Raw genomic sequence first — 21,941 nt, 5'->3', positions numbered from 1 at the left:
TGTATATACATATACAGACGTTTGCCTGCCCGGTAAACTCCGGCAAGCTAGCAACTTTCACCAGACGAACAGGGATCCACCGTGCCGACTCCGCCACCCGTCTCTCCGTTGGCCGCGAACATGGGCGACAGTCCGGCGCCCTTGTACGCCCGCGTCAAACAGATGATCACCCAGCAGATCGACAGCGGTAACTGGCCGCCGCACTACCGCGTGCCGTCGGAAAGCGAGCTGGTCAGCCAACTGGGCTTCAGCCGCATGACCATCAACCGCGCCCTGCGCGAGATGACCGCCGACGGCCTGCTGGTGCGCATGCAAGGCGTCGGCACGTTCGTCGCCGAGCCCAAGAGCCAGTCCGCGCTGTTCGAAGTGCACAACATCGCCGACGAGATCGCGTCCCGCGGCCACCGTCACACCTGCCAGGTCATCGTCCTCGAAGAGGAGGCCGCCGGTTCCGAGCGTGCGTTGGCCCTGGACATGCGCGAAGGGCAGAAGGTGTTCCACTCGCTGATCGTGCACTACGAGAACGACATCCCGGTGCAGATCGAGGATCGTTTCGTCAACGCGCTGGTGGCGCCGGAATACCTCAAGCAGGACTTCACCCTGCAGACGCCTTACGCCTACCTGAACCAGGTCGCGCCGCTGACCGAAGGCGAACACGTGGTCGAGGCGATCCTGGCCGAGCCGTCCGAATGCAAGCTGCTGCAGATCGAGAAGGGCGAACCCTGCCTGCTGATCCGCCGCCGCACCTGGTCGGGCCGTCAGCCGGTGACGGCGGCGCGCCTGATCCATCCCGGTTCCCGTCACAGTCTGGAAGGTCGGTTCCACAAATGAGTCAGATCAAGGTTTTACGTGCCGAAGGCTACCCGCGCATGCCATGGAAGAACGGCGGCGGCAGCACCGAGGAAATCACCCGCGACGCCGGCGCCGGCCTCGACGGGTTCGGCTGGCGCCTGTCGATCGCCGACATCGCCGAGTCGGGCGGCTTCTCCACCTTCGCCGGCTACCAGCGGGTGATCACCGTGTTGCAGGGCGACGGCATGACCTTGTGCGTCGACGGTGACGACACCCGCCCGCTGCGGCCCCTCGATCCGTTCGCCTTCAGCGGCGAAAGCCAGGTGTCCTGCACCCTGCTCGGCGGGGCGATCCGCGACTTCAACCTGATTTACGCGCCGCAGCGCTACAGCGCACGCCTGCAATGGCTTCACGGCGAGCAACGCTTCTTCAGCTCGGCGGGCACGCTGCTGGTGTTCAGCGTCAGCGAGCTTTTGCAGGTGCAGGCCGGCGGCCGCACCGAGCAACTGGGCCGGCACGATTGCCTGCAACTGGACGGTAACGCCGGGCTGGCGGAAGTCGCCGTCAATGCTGCGTGCTGCGTGATTGAACTGACCGCACGCTGATCCTCTAAAAGCTGTGGCGAGGGAGCTTGCTCCCGCTGGGCCGCGAAGCGTTTCCCGAGTCGCTCGGGAGTCCTTCGGCCTCCAGCGGGAGCAAGCTCCCTCGCCACACGTGTTTTCGGCGTTCCTGTTTCCTGCGGCGCACCAATTTGTTACCGAACGCCCCAGTGTGGCGCAATGCCCCGCTCACGTAACAGCCTCCGCCCTTCACGCAAAACCCCCTACCGAAAAATTTCATTCACGCCGCAGGCCTTGATCCAGGCGCTCTCCAGCCCTGCGCGCAAGTTTTCTTGAACGTGTCTCCAACGAGTTGGCCGCTTGATTGCATATGCTTGTATGTACAAGTAAAGACGTATGCGTATGAGTTGAAGGAAACTCTCCGCAGCGTCCACTGATTCGCTTGTCGTGCAGTGAAGCGCACAGGCCCGCTTGCCCACCGCCAGGGTTGGTTTGAATTGAATGCTGAGGAGAGTTTTTCGTGACTGACAAAAAGCCTACCAAGTTCCGCGACGTCGAAATCCGCGCCCCCCGCGGCAACCAGCTGACCGCCAAGAGCTGGCTGACCGAAGCGCCGCTGCGCATGCTGATGAACAACCTCGACCCGCAGGTGGCCGAGAACCCGAAAGAGCTGGTGGTCTACGGCGGCATCGGCCGTGCGGCGCGCAACTGGGAGTGCTACGACAAGATCGTCGAGAGCCTGACCCACCTCAACGACGACGAGACCCTGCTGGTGCAGTCGGGCAAGCCGGTCGGCGTGTTCAAGACCCACGCCAACGCCCCGCGCGTGCTGATCGCCAACTCCAACCTGGTGCCGCACTGGGCGACCTGGGAGCACTTCAACGAACTGGACGCCAAGGGCCTGGCCATGTACGGCCAGATGACCGCCGGCAGCTGGATCTACATCGGCAGCCAGGGCATCGTCCAGGGCACCTACGAGACCTTCGTCGAGGCTGGCCGCCAGCACTACAACGACAACCTCACCGGCAAATGGGTGCTGACCGCAGGCCTGGGCGGCATGGGCGGCGCGCAGCCGCTGGCCGCGACCCTGGCCGGCGCCTGCTCGCTGAACATCGAATGCCAGCAGGTGAGCATCGACTTCCGCCTCAAGACCCGCTACGTCGACGAGCAGGCCAAGGACCTGGACGACGCCCTGGCGCGCATCGCCAAGTACACCGCCGAAGGCAAGGCGATCTCCATCGCCCTGTGCGGCAACGCCGCCGAGATCCTGCCGGAGCTGGTGCGCCGCGGCGTGCGTCCGGACATGGTCACCGACCAGACCAGCGCCCACGACCCGCTCAACGGCTACCTGCCGGCCGGCTGGACCTGGGACGAGTACCGCGCCCGCGCCAAGACCGAGCCGGCGGCGGTGGTCAAGGCCGCCAAGCAGTCGATGGCGGTGCACGTGAAGGCGATGCTGGACTTCCAGAAGATGGGCGTGCCGACCTTCGACTACGGCAACAACATCCGCCAGATGGCCCAGGAAGAGGGCGTGGAGAACGCCTTCGACTTCCCCGGCTTCGTGCCGGCCTACATCCGTCCGCTGTTCTGCCGCGGCATCGGCCCGTTCCGCTGGGCGGCGCTGTCGGGCGACCCGCAGGACATCTACAAGACCGACGCCAAGGTCAAGGAGCTGATCCCGGACGACGCGCACCTGCACAACTGGCTGGACATGGCGCGCGAGCGCATCAGCTTCCAGGGCCTGCCGGCGCGCATCTGCTGGGTCGGCCTGGGCCTGCGCGCCAAGCTGGGCCTGGCGTTCAACGAGATGGTGCGCAGCGGCGAGCTGTCGGCGCCGATCGTGATCGGCCGCGACCACCTGGACTCCGGCTCGGTGTCGAGCCCGAACCGCGAGACCGAATCGATGCAGGACGGCTCCGACGCCGTGTCCGACTGGCCGCTGCTCAACGCGCTGCTGAACACCGCGAGCGGCGCGACCTGGGTGTCGCTGCACCACGGCGGCGGTGTGGGCATGGGCTTCTCGCAGCACTCGGGGATGGTGATCGTCTGCGACGGCACCGACGAGGCGGCCGAGCGCATCGCCCGCGTGCTGCACAACGACCCGGGCACCGGGGTGATGCGTCACGCCGATGCCGGTTACCAGATTGCGATCGACTGTGCGAAAGAGCAGGGCCTGAACCTGCCGATGATCACCGGCGGCAAGTAACGCAAATCCCTGTGGGAGCTGGCTTGCCAGCGATTGCGGCGGCACTGCTGGAATTGATGTTTAAAGTGCCTACGTCATCGCTGGCAAGCCAGCTCCCACAGGAATCGAGTAAGCCCGACAGAACAATTAAAACAATCCACAGAGGTTGAATCATGGCAGGCAACACCGATCGTGCAGGCAACAAACCGTTGATCGAAAGGCGTTCGATCGACTACATCCCGGAAGCGGAAAGACACGGTCGTCTGTTCAGTCAGTTCACCCTGTGGATGGGTGCCAACCTGCAAATCACCGCGATTGTCACCGGGGCCCTGGCCGTGGTGCTGGGCGGCGATGTGTTCTGGTCTTTGATCGGTCTGCTGATCGGTCAACTGCTGGGCGGCGGGGTGATGGCGCTGCATGCGGCGCAAGGGCCGAAGCTCGGCCTGCCGCAAATGATCTCCAGCCGGGTGCAATTCGGCGTCTACGGCGCAGCGATTCCGATCGTGCTGGTGTGCCTGATGTACCTGGGCTTCACCGCCACCGGGACCGTGTTGTCCGGCCAGGCGCTGGGCCAGTTGTTCGGGGTCAGCGACACCGTCGGCATCCTGCTTTTCGCCAGCGTCATCGTCGTGGTCACGGTGCTCGGCTACCGGGTGATTCACTGGATCGGCCGTATCGCCAGTGCCGTTGGCGTGATTGCTTTCGTTTATCTGTTCAGCCGTCTGATGAGTCAGGTGGACGTCGGCGCACTTCTGGACATCCGCCACTTCAGCTGGAGCAGTTTCCTGCTGGCGGTGTCGCTCGCGGCCTCCTGGCAGATCGCGTTCGGCCCGTACGTGGCGGACTACTCGCGCTACCTGCCGAGCAAGGTGTCTTCGGTGAAAACCTTCTTCGCCGCCGGTGCAGGTTCAGTGATCGGCGCGCAGGTGGCGATGATCCTCGGTGTGTTCGCGGCCGCCTCGGCCAACGGGCAATTCGCCGGTCATGAAGTCGCTTACATCGTCGGTCTGGGCGGGACCGGTGCCACCGCCGCGCTGCTGTACTTCAGCATCGCGTTCGGCAAGGTCACCATCTCCACGCTGAACTCCTACGGCAGCTTCATGTGCATCGCGACCATCATCAGCGGCTTCCGGGGCCACCTGACGGTCACCCGCCTGCAGCGCCTGGTGTTCGTGCTGGTGATCGTCGGCGCCGCGACCCTGATCGCGCTGCTCGGCCAGCATTCGTTCCTGGGGGCGTTCAAGTCGTTCATCCTGTTCCTGCTGGCGTTCTTCACGCCCTGGAGCGCCATCAACCTGGTGGACTACTACTGCATCACCCGCGAGCGCTACGACGTGCCGGCGCTGGCCGATCCGAACGGCCGCTACGGCCGCTGGAACGTGCTGGGCATCAGCGTCTATGTGTTCGGCGTGCTGGTGCAACTGCCGTTCATCTCGACCAAGTTCTACACCGGCCCGCTCGTGGCCGCCCTGGGCGATGTGGACATTTCCTGGATCATCGGCCTGGTGCTTCCCGCCGGCCTCTACTATGTGTGTGCCAAGAAATGGCACGGTGCAGTGCCCGATCGCCTGATTCTGCCCGTCGAGCAGAACAGTGCCGTACAACCTAAAACAAGCGGGGCCGGTCGCGCTGCGGCGCAGGCCTGATTTGGACGTGGACAGGGCTGGATGCCTCTTGACTGCCGTAAGCCAATTCATGATTAGGAGCGTCACAACAATGAAATCGAACAAGACCCTGCTGACCACTCTGCTTTCCATGGGCCTTCTGGCCAGCGCCGGCGCCACCCAGGCCGCCGGCTGGTGCGAATCCGGCAAACCGGTGAAGTTCGCCGGCCTGAACTGGGAAAGCGGCATGCTGCTGACCGACGTGCTGCAAGTGGTGCTGGAGAAAGGCTACGACTGCAAGACCGACAGCCTGCCGGGCAACTCCATCACCATGGAGAACGCCCTGAGCAGCAACGACATCCAGGTCTTCGCCGAGGAGTGGGTCGGCCGCAGCGAGGTCTGGAACAAGGCCGAGAAGGCCGGCAAGGTCGTCGGCGTCGGCGCTCCGGTGGTGGGCGCCATCGAAGGCTGGTACGTGCCGCGCTACGTGATCGAGGGCGACGCCAAGCGCAAGCTCGAAGCCAAGGCGCCGGACCTCAAGCACATCGCTGACCTTGGCAAGTACTCGGCGATCTTCAAGGACGCCGAAGAGCCGTCCAAGGGCCGTTTCTACAACTGCCCGGCCGGCTGGACCTGCGAGCTGGACAACACCGAGATGCTCAAGAGCTACGGCCTGGAGAACAGCTACACCAACTTCCGCCCGGGCACCGGTCCCGCGCTGGATGCGGCGGTGCTGTCGAGCTACAAGCGCGGCGAGCCGATCCTGTTCTACTACTGGTCGCCGACCCCGCTGATGGGCCAGATCGACGCGGTGAAGCTGGAAGAGAAGGCCGGCGTCGACAAGAGCGTGACCATCAAGGTCGGCCTGTCCAAGACCTTCCACGACGAGGCGCCGGAACTGGTGTCCGTGCTGGAGAAGGTCAACCTGCCGATCGACCTGCTGAACCAGAACCTGGGCCGCATGGCGAAGGAACGCATCGAGTCGCCGAAGCTGGCGAAAATCTTCCTCAAGGAACATCCTGAAGTCTGGCACGCGTGGGTCAGTGAAGACGCTGCCAAGAAAATCGACGCGGCGCTGTAGGTCGAATTCCTCCCGGCCAACCGAGAGGCTGGCCGGGGTGTTCGCCGCAATCGCTTGACTGAGTTTTCTGATTGAGAGCCGCTTATGTTTCCCGAAAGCTTTACCTTTTCCATCGCCGACTGGGTCAACGGTTGGGTCGACAAACTGGTCACCAACTACGGCGACGTGTTCCGCCACATCTCCGACACCCTGCTGTGGGCCATCGTCAACCTTGAGGGCCTGCTGCGCTCGGTGCCGTGGTGGCTGATGCTGGCGATCGTCGCCGGCATCGCCTGGCACGCCACCCGCAAGCTGGTCACCACCGGCGTGATCGTCGGCCTGCTGTTCCTGGTCGGCGCCGTCGGCCTGTGGGACAAGCTCATGCAGACCCTGGCGCTGATGCTGGTGGCGACGCTGATCTCGGTGCTGATCGGCGTGCCGCTGGGGATCCTCTCGGCGCGCAGCGACCGCCTGCGCTCGGTGCTGATGCCGCTGCTCGACATCATGCAGACCATGCCCAGCTTCGTGTACCTGATCCCGGTGCTGATGCTGTTCGGCCTGGGCAAGGTGCCGGCGATCTTCGCCACCGTGATCTACGCCGCGCCGCCGCTGATCCGCCTGACTGACCTTGGCATCCGCCAGGTCGACGGCGAAGTGATGGAGGCGATCAACGCCTTCGGCGCCAACCGCTGGCAGCAACTGTTCGGCGTGCAGCTGCCGCTGGCCCTGCCGAGCATCATGGCCGGGATCAACCAGACCACGATGATGGCCCTGTCGATGGTGGTGATCGCCTCGATGATCGGCGCCCGTGGCCTTGGCGAAGACGTGCTGGTGGGCATCCAGACCCTCAACGTCGGACGCGGCCTCGAAGCCGGTCTGGCCATCGTGATTCTCGCTGTGGTCATCGACCGCATTACCCAGGCCTACGGTCGTGCGCGGCATGAGGTGAGCAAATGAGCAACGCAACCGTGAGCAAGATCGAAGTCAAGAACGTCTTCAAGATTTTCGGCAACCGCGCCAAGGACGCCCTTTCCATGGTCGGCCAGGGCAAGACCAAGGAGCAGGTGCTCAACGAGACCGGTTGCGTGGTCGGGGTCAACGACCTGTCCCTGAGCATCGGCACCGGCGAGATCTTCGTGATCATGGGCCTGTCCGGCTCCGGCAAGTCGACCCTGGTGCGCCACTTCAACCGCCTGATCGACCCCACCAGCGGCGCGATCCTGGTGGACGGCGTGGACATCCTGCAGTACGACATGGACGCCCTGCGCGAATTCCGCCGGCACAAGATCAGCATGGTGTTCCAGAGCTTCGGCCTGCTGCCGCACAAGAGCGTGCTGGACAACGTCGCCTACGGCCTGAAGGTGCGCGGCGAAAGCAAGCAGCTGTGCACCGAGCGCGCGCTGCACTGGATCAACACCGTGGGCCTCAAGGGCTACGAAAACAAATACCCGCACCAGCTTTCCGGCGGCATGCGCCAGCGCGTCGGCCTGGCCCGTGCACTGGCGGCGGACACCGACATCATCCTGATGGACGAAGCGTTCAGCGCCCTCGACCCGCTGATCCGCGCCGAGATGCAGGACCAGTTGCTGGAGCTGCAGAAGACCCTGCACAAGACCATCGTGTTCATCACCCACGACCTCGACGAGGCCGTGCGCATCGGCAACCGCATCGCGATCCTCAAGGACGGCCGCCTGATCCAGGTCGGCACGCCGAAGGAGATCCTGCACTCGCCGGCGGACGAATACGTGGACCGCTTCGTGCAGCGGCGGGCGGCGGTGGTCTGATCTGAATTTTGCGGTGGTCTGACGGGCCCCATCGCCGGCAAGCCAGCTCCCACAGGGATCGTGTGATCACTGAGATACCTGTGGGAGCTGGCTTGCCAGCGATGAGGCCAGTAGGGCTGCATCCCTATCAAGGTTGAGGTTTTAGATGTCCCAGGCTGAAAAAATCGTTATCGCCGACGCTCCGATGCGTTGGCAGGATGTGGTTGCAGTCGCCCGTCACGGCGCGCAGCTTGAGCTGTCGGCGCAGACCTGGGCGCGCATTGAAAATGCGCAGGCCATCGTCCAGCGCATCGTCGAAAGCGGCGAGCGCGCCTATGGCGTGAACACCGGCCTCGGTGCGCTGTGCAACGTGTCGCTCAAGGACGAACAGCTCAGCCAGCTGTCGCGCAACACCCTGCTCAGCCATGCCTGCGGCGTCGGCCCGGTGCTGGCCGACGAGCAGACTCGGGCGATCCTGTGCGCGGCCATCCGCAATTTCAGCCAGGGCAAGTCCGGCGTGCACCGCCGGGTGGTCGAGGCGATGTTGGCGCTGCTCAACCGCGGCATCACCCCGCAGGTGCCGTCCCAGGGTTCGGTGGGTTATCTGACCCACATGGCCCACATCGGCATCGCGCTGCTGGGTGTGGGCAACGTCAGCTACCGCGGGCAAATCGTCGCCGCGCAGCAGGCGCTGGCCGAAGAGGGCCTGGAGCCGGTGCAACTGGGGGCGAAGGACGGGCTGTGCCTGGTCAACGGCACGCCGTGCATGACCGGCCTGAGCTGCCTGGCCATCGCCGACGCCACGCGTCTGGTGCAGTGGGCCGACGTGATCGGCGCCATGAGCTTCGAGGCCCAGCGCGGCCAGATCGCCGCGTTCGACGCCGAGATCATCGCGCTCAAGCCGCACCCCGGCATGCAGCAGGTGGGCGCCAACCTGCGGGCGCTGCTCGACGGCAGCGAGGTGATCGCGGCGAGCAAGGGCATCCGCACCCAGGACGCCTTGAGCATCCGTTCGATTCCCCAGGTGCACGGCGCGGCGCGCGACCAGTTGGCGCACGCGGTCCGCCAGGTGGAGACCGAGCTCAACGGCTGCACCGACAACCCGTTGCTGCTGGGCACGCCGGACGATTTCCGGGTGATGTCCCAGGCCAACCCGCACGGGCAGTCGGTGGCGCTGGCGGCGGATCTGCTGGCCATCGCCATGGCCGAGGTCGGCTCGATCGCCGAGCGGCGCCTGGATCGCCTGGTCAACCCGCACGTCAGCGGCCTGCCGGCGTTCCTGGTGGCCAACCCGGGGGTGAACTCCGGGATGATGATCGTGCAGTACGTCGCCGCGTCGCTGTGCGCAGAAAACCGCCAGTTGGCGCAACCGGCGGTGCTCGACAACTATGTGACCTCGGGGCTTCAGGAAGACCACCTGAGCATGGGCACCAACGCCGCGCTCAAGCTGCACCGCGCGCTGGAGAACTGCACGCAGATCCTCGCCATCGAGTACCTGCTGGCGGCCCAGGCCTTCGAGTTCCTGCAAGAACAGCGCTTCGGCGCCGGCACCGGCACGGCGTGGCGGCTGCTGCGCGAGCACGTGCCGGCGTACGACCAGGACCGCTGGCTGGCGCCGGACATCGCCCGTGCGGCCGGCGTGCTGAAAGACCCGGATCTGTTGCGCAAGGCCTTGCCCGATGTGAACTGATTTCCCCCCGCAAACCAGCGAGCCAAGGCGCCAGCCCGCCCACAAGGCGGGAAGCGACGGACAACGGAACTCTGCGCAGCGTCTGGTGAATGAACAAGAACCTCTCAAAAGGAGCACAAGCATGACCGCGCTGAACCTGACCCCCGGCCAACTCACCCTGGCCCAACTGCGTGACGTCTACCAGAACCCGGTCACGCTGACCTTAGGCGACAGCGCCTCGGCGCAGATCGACGCCAGCGTCGCCTGCGTCGAGCGGATCATCGCCGAGAACCGCACCGCCTACGGCATCAACACCGGCTTCGGCCTGCTGGCCTCGACCCGCATCGCCAGCGCCGACCTTGAGAACCTGCAGCGTTCGCTGGTGCTGTCCCACGCCGCCGGCGTCGGCGAGCCGGTCAGCGACGCGCTGTGCCGCCTGATCATGGTGCTCAAGGTCAACAGCCTGAGCCGCGGCTTCTCCGGCATCCGCCGGCAGGTGATCGACGCGCTGATCGCGCTGGTCAACGCCGAGGTCTATCCGCACATCCCGCTCAAGGGCTCGGTCGGCGCCTCCGGCGACCTCGCGCCGCTGGCGCACATGTCGCTGGTGCTGCTGGGCGAGGGCAAGGCGCGTCACAAGGGCGAATGGCTGCCGGCCGTCGAGGCGCTGAAGGTCGCCGGCCTCAAGCCGCTGACCCTAGCGGCGAAGGAGGGCCTGGCGCTGCTCAACGGCACCCAGGTGTCCACCGCGTTCGCCCTGCGCGGCCTGTTCGAGGGCGAGGACCTGTTCGCCGGCGCGCTGGCCGTGGGCGGCCTGACCGTCGAGGCGGTGCTCGGTTCGCGCTCGCCGTTCGACGCGCGCATCCATGCCGCCCGCGGCCAGAAAGGCCAGATCGACGCGGCCGCCGCGTACCGCCACCTGCTGGGCGAGCGCAGCGAGGTGTCCGACTCGCACCAGAACTGCGAGAAGGTGCAGGACCCGTACTCCCTGCGCTGCCAGCCGCAGGTCATGGGCGCCTGCCTGACCCAGTTCCGCCAGGCCGCCGAGGTGCTGGCGGTGGAGGCCAACGCGGTGTCCGACAACCCGCTGGTGTTCGCCGCCGAGGGCGACGTGATTTCCGGCGGCAACTTCCACGCCGAGCCGGTGGCCATGGCCGCCGACAACATGGCCCTGGCCATCGCCGAGATCGGCTCCCTGAGCGAGCGACGCATCTCGCTGATGATGGACAAGCACATGTCGCAGCTGCCGCCGTTCCTGGTGGCCAACGGCGGGGTGAACTCCGGCTTCATGATCGCCCAGGTGACGGCGGCGGCGCTGGCCAGCGAGAACAAGGCGCTGGCCCATCCGCACTCGGTGGACAGCCTGCCGACCTCCGCCAACCAGGAAGACCACGTGTCGATGGCCCCGGCCGCCGGCAAGCGCCTGTGGGAGATGGCCGAGAACACCCGCGGGATCCTCGCGGTGGAGTGGCTGGCGGCGGCCCAGGGGCTGGACCTGCGCGACGGGCTGAAGAGCTCGCCGGCGCTGGAGCAGGCCCGCGCGGCCCTGCGCGCCGAGGTGCCGTTCTACGAGAAGGACCGCTTCTTCGCGCCGGACATCGACGCGGCGACCGGGCTGCTGGCGTCGCGCTGCCTGAACGCGCTGGTGCCGGCGAAGCTGCTGCCGAGCCTGTAAGGCCCATTCGCCGGCAGTCTGGCTCCTACAGTGAAATGCGTGTTCCTGTGGGAGCTGGCTTGCCAGCGAAACGATTTTGAACAAGACGAGGACTTGGGATGAAAACCCTCTGGCAACACTGCCACGTCGCGACCATGGCGCAGGGCGCCTACTCGATCATCGAGGACGCGGCCATCGTGACGTCCGGTGCGCTCATTGAGTGGATCGGCCCGCGCCATCAATTGCCGGTGGGCGAATACCCGGCGGTCAACGACTTGCAGGGCGCGTGGGTCACCCCCGGGCTGATCGACTGCCACACCCACACCGTGTTCGGCGGCAACCGCAGCGGCGAGTTCGAAAAGCGCCTGCAAGGCGTCAGCTACGCCGAGATCGCCGCCCAGGGCGGCGGCATCGCCAGCACCGTGCGCGCCACCCGCGAGGCCTCCGAGGACGAGCTGTTCGCCAGCGCCGCCAAGCGCCTGCGCAGCCTGATGCGCGACGGCGTGACCACGGTCGAGATGAAGTCCGGCTATGGCCTGGACCTGGCCAGCGAACGCAAGATCCTGCGGGTCATCCGGCGCCTGGCCGACGAACTGCCGATCAGCGTGCGCAGCACCTGCCTGGCCGCCCATGCGTTGCCGCCGGAGTACGCCGACCGCGCCGACGCCTACATCGACCACATCTGCGCCGAGATGCTGCCGGCGCTGGCCGCCGAAGGGCTGGTGGACGCGGTGGACGCATTCTGCGAATACCTGGCGTTCTCGCCGGAACAGGTCGAACGGGTCTTCATCGTCGCGCAGAAGCTCGGCCTGCCGGTGAAGCTGCACGCCGAACAGCTGTCGTCGCTGCACGGCTCCAGCCTGGCGGCGCGCTACCGCGCGCTGTCCGCCGATCACCTGGAGTTCATGACCGAAGAGGACGCCATCGCCATGGCCGAGTCCGACACGGTCGCGGTGCTGCTGCCGGGGGCGTTCTATTTCCTGCGCGAGACCCAGCTGCCGCCGATGGACGCCCTGCGCAAGCACAAGGTGAAGATCGCCGTCGCCAGCGACCTCAACCCCGGCACCTCGCCGGCGCTGTCGCTGCGCCTGATGCTGAATATGGCCTGCACCTGCTTCCGCATGACCCCGGAAGAGGCCCTGGCCGGTGCGACGATCCATGCGGCCCAGGCACTGGGCATGGCCGCCACCCACGGCTCGCTGGAAGTCGGCAAGGTCGCGGACTTCGTCGCCTGGCAGATCGACCGGCCGGCGGACCTGGCCTACTGGCTGGGCGGCGAACTGGACAAGCGCGTCGTGCGTCACGGCGTCGAATCAAATCTGTAGGAGAGCGGTTGTGGATAAGGTTCTGAACTTCAAACAAGGCCGCGTGCCGCTGCTGATCAGCATGCCCCATGCCGGCGTGCGCCTGACGCCGGCGGTCGAGGCCGGGCTGATCCCGGCGGCGAAAAGCCTGCCGGACACCGACTGGCACATCCCGCAGCTGTACGACTTCGCCCAGGCACTGGGCGCCAGCACGCTGGCCGCCGAGTATTCGCGGTTCGTCATCGACCTCAACCGGCCGTCCGACGACAAGCCGCTGTATGCGGGGGCGACCACCGGCCTGTACCCGGCCACCCTGTTCGACGGCATCCCGCTGTTCCAGGAAGGGCTGGAGCCTTCGAAAGAGGAGCGCGCGACCTATCTGGAGCAGATCTGGACGCCGTACCACCGCACCCTGCAGCAAGAGCTGGCGCGGCTGAAGGCCGAGTTCGGCTACGCGCTGCTGTTCGATGCGCACTCGATCCGCTCGGTGATCCCGCACCTGTTCGACGGCAAGCTGCCGGACTTCAACCTCGGCACCTTCAACGGCGCCAGTTGCGACCCGCAGCTGGCCACGCAGCTGGAAGCCATCTGCGCCCGCCACGGCGACTACAGCCATGTGCTCAACGGACGCTTCAAGGGCGGCCACATCACCCGCCACTACGGCAACCCGGCCGAGCATATTCACGCCGTGCAACTGGAGCTGGGCCAGTGCACCTACATGGAAGAGTTCGAACCGTTCCGCTACCGCGCCGACCTGGCGGAACCGACGCGGGTGGTGCTCAAGGAACTGCTGCAAGGCCTGCTGGGCTGGGCGCAGGGCCGTTACGCCGCTTGACGGCTGTGTAGGAGCGAGCCTGCTCGCGAATGCGGCGGCACAGCCGACTTCGATGTCGACTGTCAGGCCCTCTTCGCGAGCAGGCTCGCTCCTACAGGGTTCCCCGCAGAATCCTGTGGGAGCCAGCCTGCTGGCGATGGCGTCCGCCCAGCCACCGCAAGACAGTCGCCCCAGTGCAAATCCCGGTCGCCACAGGTCGCTTTTGCGTCCCGTCTGCTGCGTAATGTTTCGGCCACGGTGCATGAAGACACCGGCCCGACAATAAAACCGCTGCCGCACGAGACCCTCCCATGAAAAGACTGTTCTCTCGTTGTGCGTTAATCCTCGCAAGCACTGCGCTGCTCAGCGCCCCTGTCCTGGCCAATGACGACCCCTCCTGCAAAACCGTGCGCATGGGCGTGGTCAACTGGACCGACGTGATCGCCACCAGCGGCATGGCCGACGTGCTGCTCAACGGCCTGGGCTACGAAAGCAAGCAGACCAGCGCCGTGCAGCAGATCATCTTCGCCGGCATCCGCGACAAGCGCCTCGACATCTTCCTGGGGTACTGGAAACCGGCGATGGACAACAACATCGCGCCGTTCCTGGCGGCCAGGCAGGTCAAGGTCATGGACAAACCGAGCCTGGCCGATGCCCAGGCCACCCTGGCGGTGCCGGACTACGTCGCCGAGGCGGGCCTGAAGACCTTCGCCGACATCGCGAGATTCAAGGATCGGCTGGGCGGCAAGATCTACGGCATCGAACCCGGCAGCGGCGCCAACACCACGATCAAGACAATGATCGACACCGACCGCTTCGGCCTGAAGGACTTCAAGATCGTCGAGTCCGGCGAGGCCGGCATGCTCGCCGCCGTGCAGCGGGCGGTGAACCGCAAGGAATTCGTGGTGTTCGTCGGCTGGACCCCGCACCCGATGAACATCAACATGAAGATCACCTACCTGACCGGCAGCGAAGACGTCTATGGCCCCAACGAAGGCGCCGCGACCGTGTCGAGCGTGACGGCCCCGGATTACGCCGAGCGTTGCCCCAACGTTTACCGGTTGCTGGAGAACCTGACCTTCACCGCTGCCCTGGAAAGCCAGTTGATGGTGCCGATCATGGAACGCAAAACGCCGCAGGAAGTGGCGAAAAAGTGGCTGCGCGAACATCCCGAGGACTTGCAGCGCTGGCTGGCGGGGGTCAGCAGCTTCGACGGCAAGGATGGCGTGGCCACGGTGCAGGCCAGTCTGAAAAACTGATGCCGTGTGGCGAGGGAGCTTGCTCCCTCGCCACAATCAACTGACACCGTCGGATCGAAATGACATGGCTCCCTATCCGCTTTCCGCTGAAATGGCCGAATTCGTCGCCAAGACCCTGAACTTCAACGCAGAGGACACCAGCCTGGCAAGCCTGCGCAAGGCGTACGACAGCATGTGCCGGGCGTTCACGCCGCCCCGTCCGCAAGGGCTGACGGTGGAGGACTTTTCGCTGAACGGCGTGCCGGTCAGGTCCTACCTGCCACCCCTCGCGCCGCCGGCCGAGGGCTGGCCGTGCGTGCTGTACCTGCACGGCGGCGGGTGGGTGGTCGGTGGCCTGGACTCCCACGACTTCATCTGCTTCGAACTGGCGATGCAATTGGGGGCGAGGGTGGTGGCGGTGGATTACCGGCTGGCGCCGGAGCATCCGTTCCCCGCCGGGTTCGACGATTGCCTGAGCGTCTGGCGCGGCTTGCGCGGCGCCGGGCTGGCGCTGGATCCGCAGCGCCTGCTGGTGGCCGGCGACAGCGCCGGCGGCAACCTCGCCGCCGCGTTGTGCCTGGCCCTGCGCGATGCCGGCGAGCCGCTGCCGGTGGCCCAGGTGTTGATCTATCCGGGGCTGGGCGGCGATGACCGTCTGCCGTCGCGCAGCGAATGCGCCGATGCGCCGTTGCTCACGGCCAGCGACGTCGACTGCTACCACGCGCTGTACCTGCGCGGCACCCGCCAGCCCGACGCCTGCGCCATGCCGCTGCTGGCGCAGGACCTCGGCCGCTTGCCGCCGGCCTGGATCGCCGTGGCCGAGTTCGATCCGCTGCGCGACGACGGCGTGCGTTACGCCGAACGGCTGTCCGCCGCCGGCGGCGAGGCCATCCTCCACTACGGCCAAGGGCTGGTGCACGGTTGCCTGCGCGGCCGTGGACGGGTGCCCGAGGTCGACCGCCTGTACGACAGCCTGCTGAGGTTCATGGCTGACAAATTGTGACTGCGAGCGGGCATGCTCATTGACGTGAATCGGGTTTATGATGCCGGACGGCAGAATAATAGAAGTCCCCCCAGGGATGACCTCGACCCCTTACGGAGCGCGCAATGCAGACTTTGTTTCCGCAGATCAAACCCCATGCCCGGCACGATCTGGCCGTCGATGGAACCCACACGCTGTACGTCGATGAAAGCGGCTCGCCGGAAGGCCTGCCGGTGGTGTTCATCCACGGCGGCCCCGGCGCCGGTTGCGACGCCCAGAGCCGCCGCTACTTCGACCCGAACCTGTACCGCATCGTCACCTTCGACCAGCGCGGCTGCGGACGCTCCACCCCCCACGCCAGCCTGGAGAACAACACCACCTGGGACCTGGTCGAGGACCTTGAGCGCATCCGCAAGCACCTGGGCATCGACAAGTGGGTGCTGTTCGGCGGCTCCTGGGGCTCGACCCTGGCGCTGGCCTACGCCCAGACCCATCCGGAGCGGGTGCACGGACTGATCCTGCGCGGGATCTTCCTCTGCCGCCCGCAGGAGATCGAATGGTTCTACCAGGCCGGCGCCAGCCGCCTGTTCCCCGACTACTGGCAGGACTACATCGCGCCGATCCCGCCGGAGGAGCGCGACGACCTGCTCGGCGCCTTCCACAAGCGCCTGACCGGCAACGACCAGATCGCCCAGATGCACGCCGCCAAGGCCTGGTCGATCTGGGAAGGGCGCACCGCGACCCTGCGGCCGAACCCGCTGGTGGTGGACCGCTTCTCCGAGCCGCAGCGCGCGCTGTCGATCGCCCGGATCGAATGCCACTACTTCACCAACAACGCCTTCCTCGAACCGGACCAACTGATCCGCGACATGGGCAAGATCGCCCACCTGCCGGGCGTGATCATCCACGGCCGCTACGACGTGATCTGCCCGCTGGACAACGCCTGGGAGCTGCATCAGGCCTGGCCGAACAGCGAACTGCAGGTGATCCGCGACGCCGGCCACGCCGCCTCGGAACCGGGCATCACCGATGCGCTGGTGCGCGCGGCGAGCAAGATGGCGCGCCGCCTGCTCGACCTGCCGCCCGAAGAAGCATGAAGGGGCTGCTGCAGCGCGTGAAGGGCGCGCGCGTCGACGTGGCGGGGGAGACGGTCGGCTCGATCGACCAGGGGCTGCTGGTGCTGGTGGCCGTCGAACCCGACGACACGCGGGCCAACGCCGACAAACTTCTGCATAAGCTGCTTAACTATCGGGTATTCAGTGACGCCGAGGGCAAGATGAACCTGTCCCTGGCGGATGTGGGCGGCGGGCTGCTGCTGGTCTCTCAGTTCACCCTCGCCGCCGACACCCGAAGCGGGTTGCGCCCGAGTTTCTCGACCGCGGCCCCTCCGGCCTTGGGCGAGGAACTGTTCGACTATCTATTGGGCAAAGCGAAACAGGTGCATGGCACTGTGGCATCAGGTAGATTCGGCGCGGATATGCAGGTGCACCTGGTCAACGATGGCCCGGTGACGTTTCTGTTACAGACATGAAAGCCTTTGAAACATCATTTCAAGGGCTTTTCGACTGAAAACAGGGAATTTTCGCGATAAATACTTTGTTGCCCCTGATGCGTTGTCACGCGGGCTACTAGATAATCGCGCGCTATGGGGATCAGCGTTCGTTGATCCATTTTGACTTAGGTAGAGACTTGGACGGATCCGATTGGGGAATCATTTTGCCCCAGCGGAGTCGGAACAATGCTCGCCAACCTGGCACATAGATAGCTGGCCGTTGGTTTTTTGATCTGTTTTCGGCGAGGGTTGCTCGTGATTGTTAGTCCCTGTAATGCAGCAAGAATGTCTGCCAAACGCATGCGAAGCGCGCTGGTAGCGGGCTCGGCGCTCCTGTGCCTGCTCAGCGCCGGCCAGCTTTGGGCGTTCAATCTGGACGATGTATCCGCCAAGGCTAAAGAGCTGGCCGGGCAGAAGTTCGAAGCCCCGCGCAGCAACCTGCCGACCGAGTTCCGCGAAATGAAGTTCGCGGACTACCAGAAGATCCGTTTCCGCACCGAAAAGGCCGAGTGGGCCGACCAGAAGACGCCGTTCAAGCTGTCCTTCTATCATCAGGGCATGCACTTCGATACGCCGGTGAAAATCAACGAAATCACCGCGAACACCGTCGAAGAGATCAAGTACGACCCGTCCCGCTTCGATTTCGGCGACCTGCAGTTCGATCCGAAGGCCACCGAGCAGCTGGGCTACGCCGGCTTCCGCGTGCTGTACCCGATCAACAAGGCCGACAAGCAAGACGAAATCATGACCATGCTGGGCGCGAGCTACTTCCGCGTCGTCGGCAAGGGTCACACCTACGGCCTGTCGGCCCGTGGCCTGGCCATCGACACCGCCCTGCCGTCGGGCGAAGAGTTTCCGCGCTTTCGCGAGTTCTGGATCCAGCAACCGAAGCCGGGCGACAAGCACCTGGTGATCTTCGCCCTGCTGGATTCGCCGCGCGCCACCGGCGCCTACCGCCTGATCCTGCGTCCGGGCAGCGACACCATCGTCGACGTCAAGGCGCAGATGTTCCTGCGCGACAAGGTCGGCAAGCTCGGTATCGCACCGCTGACCAGCATGTTCCTGTTCGGCGCCAACCAGCCGTCGAAGGTGCTCAACTACCGTCGTGAGCTGCACGACTCCAGCGGCCTGTCGATCCATGCCGGCAACGGCGAATGGATCTGGCGTCCGCTGAACAACCCGAAACACCTGGCCGTGAGCAACTTCAGCGTCGAAAACCCGCGCGGTTTCGGCCTGCTGCAGCGTGGCCGCGACTTCAGCCACTACGAAGACCTCGACGACCGCTACGACAAGCGCCCGAGCGCCTGGATCGAGCCGAAGGGCGAGTGGGGCAAGGGCACCGTCGACCTGGTGGAGATTCCGACCGCCGACGAGACCAACGACAACATCGTTGCGTTCTGGAGCCCGGAGAAGATGCCGGAGCCGGGCCAGCCGCTGGACTTCGCCTACCGCATGCACTGGACCATCGACGAAGCCGCGCTGCACGCGCCGGACAGCGCCTGGGTCAATCAGACCCTGCGTTCCACCGGTGACGTGAAGCAGTCCAACCTGATCCGTCAGCCAGACGGCAGCGTCGCCTACCTGGTGGACTTCGAGGGCCCGTCCCTGTCGGCGCTGTCGCCGGACGCGGACGTGCGCAGCCAGGTCAGCGTCGGCGACAACGCCGAACTGGTCGAGAACAACGTGCGCTACAACCCTGAGACCAAGGGCTGGCGCCTGACCCTGCGCCTGAAGATCAAGGATCCGGGCAAGTCCACCGAGATGCGTGCCGCCCTGGTGCAGCACGTGGTGCCGGCGGACCTGGCCAAGACTTCGGTGCCGGCGTCGAACTCGTCCGTCGCCAAGGCCGACAAGGTCGCCGCCAAGCAACAGGAAAAAGCCGACAAGGAAGCCAAGGCAGCGGAGGCTAAGCAAGCCGACGCCAAGCCTGCGGCAGACGCCAAGGAAAAGGCCAACAAAGACGCCAAGCAGCCAGCGGCTGCCGAAGCGGCCCCAGCCACACCGGAATCGGCCCCGACTGAAGAAGTCCTGACCGAGACCTGGAGCTATCAGTTGCCTGCCGATGAGTAACTCTCAAGTACAGCCGGAAACTCTGTCCGAGTATCTGGCGCATCTGCCGATGACCGACGAGCAGCGCGCGGAACTCGCGGGCTGCCGGTCCTTCAGCGAACTGCATGAACGCCTGTCCTCCAGCACGTTCGGTGCCCCTGCCGAAGCCGCCCAGGCCTCGGTGGGCAAGCGCCTGACCCTGAGCACCGCCGAAGAGCTGCAGGACGCGGAAATGCTGGCGCTCGACGCCAGCGGCCGCGTCTGCCTCAAGGCCGCGCCGCCGATCCGCCGCACCAAGGTCGTGCCGGAGCCATGGCGCACCAACATCCTGGTGCGCGGCTGGCGACGCCTGACCGGGCGCACCAACCCGCCGCAGCCGCCGAAGGATCAGAACGTGCTGCCGGCGGCCCGCTGGCGCACCGTCGGGTCGATCCGCCGCTACATCCTGCTGCTGCTGATGCTGGGCCAGACCATCGTCGCCGGCTGGTACATGAAAGGCATCATGCCGTACCAGGGCTGGTCGTTCGTCGACCTGGAAGAAGTCCTGCACCAGCCGCTGCTGCAGACCGCCACGCAAGTGCTGCCGTATGCGCTGCAGACCAGCATCCTGATCATGTTCGGGATCCTGTTCTGCTGGGTGTCGGCCGGTTTCTGGACTGCGCTGATGGGCTTTCTGGAACTGCTCACCGGTCACGACAAGTACCGGATCTCCGGCAAGAGCGCCGGCAACGAGCCGATTCCGAAGGACGCCCGCACCGCGCTGGTGATGCCGATCTGCAACGAAGACGTGCCGCGGGTGTTCGCCGGCCTGCGCGCGACGTTCGAGTCGGTCGCCGCCACCGGTGACCTGGACCGCTTCGACTTCTTCGTCCTCAGCGACAGCAACGACACCGACATCTGCGTGGCCGAGCAGCAGGCCTGGCTGGACGTCTGCCGTGAAGCCAAAGGCTTCGGCAAGATCTTCTACCGCCGCCGCCGTCGCCGCGTGAAACGCAAGAGCGGCAACCTCGACGACTTCTGCCGTCGCTGGGGCGGCGACTACAAGTACATGGTCGTGCTGGACGCCGACTCGGTGATGAGCGGCGAGTGCCTGACCAGCCTGGTGCGCCTGATGGAAGCGACCCCGGACGCCGGGATCATCCAGACCGCGCCGCGGGCCTCGGGCATGGACACCCTGTATGCGCGCATGCAGCAGTTCGCCACCCGGGTGTACGGTCCGCTGTTCACCGCCGGCCTGCACTTCTGGCAACTGGGCGAATCCCACTACTGGGGCCACAACGCGATCATCCGGATGAAGCCGTTCATCGACCACTGCGCCCTGGCGCCGTTGCCGGGCAAGGGCGCGTTCTCCGGTGCGATCCTGTCCCACGACTTCGTCGAAGCGGCGCTGATGCGTCGGGCCGGCTGGGGCGTGTGGATCGCCTACGACCTGCCGGGCAGCTACGAAGAGCTGCCGCCGAACCTGCTCGACGAGCTCAAGCGCGACCGTCGCTGGTGCCACGGCAACCTGATGAACTTCCGCCTGTTCCTGGTCAAGGGCATGCACCCGGTGCACCGCGCGGTGTTCCTCACCGGCGTGATGTCGTACCTGTCGGCGCCGCTGTGGTTCTTCTTCCTGGTGCTGTCCACGGCGCTGCTGGCGGTGAACACGCTGATGGAGCCGCAGTACTTCCTCGAACCGCGCCAGCTCTATCCGCTGTGGCCGCAGTGGCATCCGGACAAGGCCATCGCCCTGTTCTCGACCACCATCGTGCTGCTGTTCCTGCCCAAGCTCTTGAGCATCATCCTGATCTGGGCCAAGGGCGCGAAGGAGTTCGGCGGCAAGTTCAAGGTGACCGTGTCGATGCTGCTGGAGATGCTGTTCTCCATGTTGCTGGCGCCGGTGCGGATGATCTTCCACACCCGCTTCGTCCTCGCCGCGTTCCTGGGCTGGGCCGCGACCTGGAACTCGCCGCAGCGTGACGACGACTCCACGCCGTGGAGCGAAGCGATCAAGCGCCACGGTCCGCAGACGCTGCTGGGCTTCTTCTGGGCGCTGCTGGTGATCTGGCTGAACCCGAGCTTCCTGTGGTGGCTGGTGCCGATCGTCGGTTCCCTGATGCTGTCGATCCCGGTGTCGGTGATCTCCAGCCGCGTGGGCCTGGGCCTCAAGTCCCGCGACGAGAGCCTGTTCCTCATCCCTGAGGAATACAATCCGCCGCAGGCGCTGCTGGCCACCGACCAGTACACCCACGAGAACCGCTGGCATGCGCTGAACGACGGTTTCGTCCGTGCCGTGGTCGACCCGCAGCAGAACGCCCTGGCGTGCTCGCTGGCGACGTCCCGTCACGGCCAGGCCGAGCCGATCGAGTGGCTGCGCCAGGAGCGCGTGCGCCACGCGGTCAAGGTCGGCCCCGCCGGGTTGAACAACCACGACCGCCTGCAACTGCTGAGCGACCCGGTGGCCCTGGCCCGCCTGCACGAGCAGGTCTGGAGCGAAGGCCTGGGCGACTGGCTGGACGCCTGGCGGGCATCGGTGAAAGCCGACCCGCACGCGCCGCTGCTGCCGTTGCGGCCGCCGGTCAGCCTGCAGGCCCAGCCGGCCTGACGAAAAGCCCCGCCTCCTGGCGGGGCTTTTTTGTTTGCGCTGCCCGCATCTCTGTCAGGACGCTGTGGGAAACCGCCGCCGATTGTTAAACAAATCGTCCATTAACCCTTGTGCAATCGAGTGAGTGC

17 protein-coding genes are annotated in these 21,941 nt (G+C 65.7%); all 17 read left to right on the top strand.

The genetic code is table 11. From position 1 onward, the window contains the following. The first annotated feature begins 120 nt into the window (after positions 1-120). The 17 genes from hutC (at position 121) to mdoH (ending at position 21,813) form a co-directional block, all read left to right on the top strand. The gene (hutC, locus tag KVG96_RS22740; RefSeq protein ID WP_217894267.1) at positions 121-831 is read left to right on the top strand and encodes a histidine utilization transcriptional repressor HutC; all 711 of its coding nucleotides are present in this window, start codon (positions 121-123) and stop codon (positions 829-831) included. Next, a complete protein-coding gene (locus tag KVG96_RS22735) occupies positions 828-1,397 on the top strand; it encodes a HutD/Ves family protein (protein WP_217894034.1) in 570 nt (189 codons plus the stop codon). Before hutC ends, KVG96_RS22735 begins: the two co-directional genes overlap by 4 nt. A gap of 475 nt (positions 1,398-1,872) precedes the next feature. Next, complete coding sequence (hutU, locus tag KVG96_RS22730) at positions 1,873-3,558, top strand: urocanate hydratase (RefSeq protein ID WP_217894033.1); 1,686 nt, start codon at positions 1,873-1,875, stop codon at positions 3,556-3,558. 152 nt (positions 3,559-3,710) lie between these two features. Further along, positions 3,711-5,183, top strand: a complete 1,473-nt coding sequence (locus KVG96_RS22725; protein WP_217894032.1) for a purine-cytosine permease family protein — start codon at positions 3,711-3,713, stop codon at positions 5,181-5,183. Between the two features lie 70 nt (positions 5,184-5,253). Then, positions 5,254-6,222, top strand: a complete 969-nt coding sequence (locus KVG96_RS22720) for an ABC transporter substrate-binding protein (protein WP_217894031.1) — start codon at positions 5,254-5,256, stop codon at positions 6,220-6,222. A gap of 84 nt (positions 6,223-6,306) precedes the next feature. Next, entirely contained in the window at positions 6,307-7,158 is an 852-nt protein-coding gene (locus tag KVG96_RS22715; RefSeq protein ID WP_217894030.1) for an ABC transporter permease, read from the top strand. Beyond that, a complete protein-coding gene (locus KVG96_RS22710; protein WP_217894029.1) occupies positions 7,155-7,985 on the top strand; it encodes a quaternary amine ABC transporter ATP-binding protein in 831 nt (276 codons plus the stop codon). Before KVG96_RS22715 ends, KVG96_RS22710 begins: the two co-directional genes overlap by 4 nt. A gap of 145 nt (positions 7,986-8,130) precedes the next feature. After that, positions 8,131-9,654, top strand: a complete 1,524-nt coding sequence (gene hutH, locus KVG96_RS22705) for a histidine ammonia-lyase (protein WP_217894028.1) — start codon at positions 8,131-8,133, stop codon at positions 9,652-9,654. A 121-nt stretch (positions 9,655-9,775) separates the two neighbouring features. Further along, on the top strand, positions 9,776-11,308 hold the full coding sequence (gene hutH / locus KVG96_RS22700) for a histidine ammonia-lyase (protein ID WP_217894027.1): 1,533 nt from the start codon (positions 9,776-9,778) through the stop codon (positions 11,306-11,308). 98 nt (positions 11,309-11,406) lie between these two features. Beyond that, positions 11,407-12,612: an imidazolonepropionase gene (gene hutI, locus KVG96_RS22695; protein ID WP_217894026.1), complete on the top strand. Its 1,206-nt coding sequence runs from the start codon at positions 11,407-11,409 to the stop codon at positions 12,610-12,612. 10 nt (positions 12,613-12,622) lie between these two features. Beyond that, positions 12,623-13,426 carry an N-formylglutamate deformylase gene (hutG, locus tag KVG96_RS22690; protein ID WP_217894025.1) on the top strand — a complete coding sequence of 268 codons (804 nt, stop codon included), beginning with the start codon at positions 12,623-12,625 and terminating at the stop codon, positions 13,424-13,426. A 290-nt stretch (positions 13,427-13,716) separates the two neighbouring features. Further along, the gene (locus KVG96_RS22685) at positions 13,717-14,664 is read left to right on the top strand and encodes a choline ABC transporter substrate-binding protein (protein WP_217894024.1); all 948 of its coding nucleotides are present in this window, start codon (positions 13,717-13,719) and stop codon (positions 14,662-14,664) included. A gap of 64 nt (positions 14,665-14,728) precedes the next feature. Further along, positions 14,729-15,646, top strand: coding sequence for an alpha/beta hydrolase (locus KVG96_RS22680; RefSeq protein WP_217894023.1), 918 nt, complete (start codon positions 14,729-14,731; stop codon positions 15,644-15,646). Between the two features lie 104 nt (positions 15,647-15,750). Beyond that, positions 15,751-16,722 (top strand): prolyl aminopeptidase, encoded by a 972-nt coding sequence (gene pip / locus KVG96_RS22675; RefSeq protein WP_217894022.1) that lies wholly within the window; start codon positions 15,751-15,753, stop codon positions 16,720-16,722. Beyond that, complete coding sequence (dtd, locus tag KVG96_RS22670; protein ID WP_217894021.1) at positions 16,719-17,156, top strand: D-aminoacyl-tRNA deacylase; 438 nt, start codon at positions 16,719-16,721, stop codon at positions 17,154-17,156. Before pip ends, dtd begins: the two co-directional genes overlap by 4 nt. A gap of 306 nt (positions 17,157-17,462) precedes the next feature. Further along, entirely contained in the window at positions 17,463-19,247 is a 1,785-nt protein-coding gene (locus KVG96_RS22665; protein ID WP_225927444.1) for a glucan biosynthesis protein G, read from the top strand. Then, positions 19,240-21,813 carry a glucans biosynthesis glucosyltransferase MdoH gene (gene mdoH / locus KVG96_RS22660; protein ID WP_217894019.1) on the top strand — a complete coding sequence of 858 codons (2,574 nt, stop codon included), beginning with the start codon at positions 19,240-19,242 and terminating at the stop codon, positions 21,811-21,813. Before KVG96_RS22665 ends, mdoH begins: the two co-directional genes overlap by 8 nt. Positions 21,814-21,941: the final 128 nt, after the last annotated feature.

The organism is Pseudomonas ekonensis (assembly GCF_019145435.1).
GTDB classification, from domain to species: Bacteria; Pseudomonadota; Gammaproteobacteria; order Pseudomonadales; family Pseudomonadaceae; genus Aquipseudomonas; species Aquipseudomonas ekonensis.
Note: the sequence above shows the minus strand (reverse complement) of the source record. Positions and strands in the feature narration are given on the sequence as shown.

Excerpts from the sequence above, each read along its gene's own strand:
- hutC (WP_217894267.1), top strand. The coding sequence starts at position 121 with ATGGGCGACAGTCCGGCGCCCTTGTACGCCCGCGTCAAACAGATGATC.
- KVG96_RS22735 (WP_217894034.1), top strand. The coding sequence starts at position 828 with ATGAGTCAGATCAAGGTTTTACGTGCCGAAGGCTACCCGCGCATGCCA.
- KVG96_RS22725 (WP_217894032.1), top strand. The coding sequence starts at position 3,711 with ATGGCAGGCAACACCGATCGTGCAGGCAACAAACCGTTGATCGAAAGG.
- KVG96_RS22720 (WP_217894031.1), top strand. The coding sequence starts at position 5,254 with ATGAAATCGAACAAGACCCTGCTGACCACTCTGCTTTCCATGGGCCTT.
- KVG96_RS22715 (WP_217894030.1), top strand. The coding sequence starts at position 6,307 with ATGTTTCCCGAAAGCTTTACCTTTTCCATCGCCGACTGGGTCAACGGT.
- KVG96_RS22710 (WP_217894029.1), top strand. The coding sequence starts at position 7,155 with ATGAGCAACGCAACCGTGAGCAAGATCGAAGTCAAGAACGTCTTCAAG.
- hutH (WP_217894028.1), top strand. The coding sequence starts at position 8,131 with ATGTCCCAGGCTGAAAAAATCGTTATCGCCGACGCTCCGATGCGTTGG.
- hutH (WP_217894027.1), top strand. The coding sequence starts at position 9,776 with ATGACCGCGCTGAACCTGACCCCCGGCCAACTCACCCTGGCCCAACTG.
- hutI (WP_217894026.1), top strand. The coding sequence starts at position 11,407 with ATGAAAACCCTCTGGCAACACTGCCACGTCGCGACCATGGCGCAGGGC.
- KVG96_RS22685 (WP_217894024.1), top strand. The coding sequence starts at position 13,717 with ATGAAAAGACTGTTCTCTCGTTGTGCGTTAATCCTCGCAAGCACTGCG.
- KVG96_RS22680 (WP_217894023.1), top strand. The coding sequence starts at position 14,729 with ATGGCTCCCTATCCGCTTTCCGCTGAAATGGCCGAATTCGTCGCCAAG.
- pip (WP_217894022.1), top strand. The coding sequence starts at position 15,751 with ATGCAGACTTTGTTTCCGCAGATCAAACCCCATGCCCGGCACGATCTG.
- dtd (WP_217894021.1), top strand. The coding sequence starts at position 16,719 with ATGAAGGGGCTGCTGCAGCGCGTGAAGGGCGCGCGCGTCGACGTGGCG.
- KVG96_RS22665 (WP_225927444.1), top strand. The coding sequence starts at position 17,463 with ATGTCTGCCAAACGCATGCGAAGCGCGCTGGTAGCGGGCTCGGCGCTC.
- mdoH (WP_217894019.1), top strand. The coding sequence starts at position 19,240 with ATGAGTAACTCTCAAGTACAGCCGGAAACTCTGTCCGAGTATCTGGCG.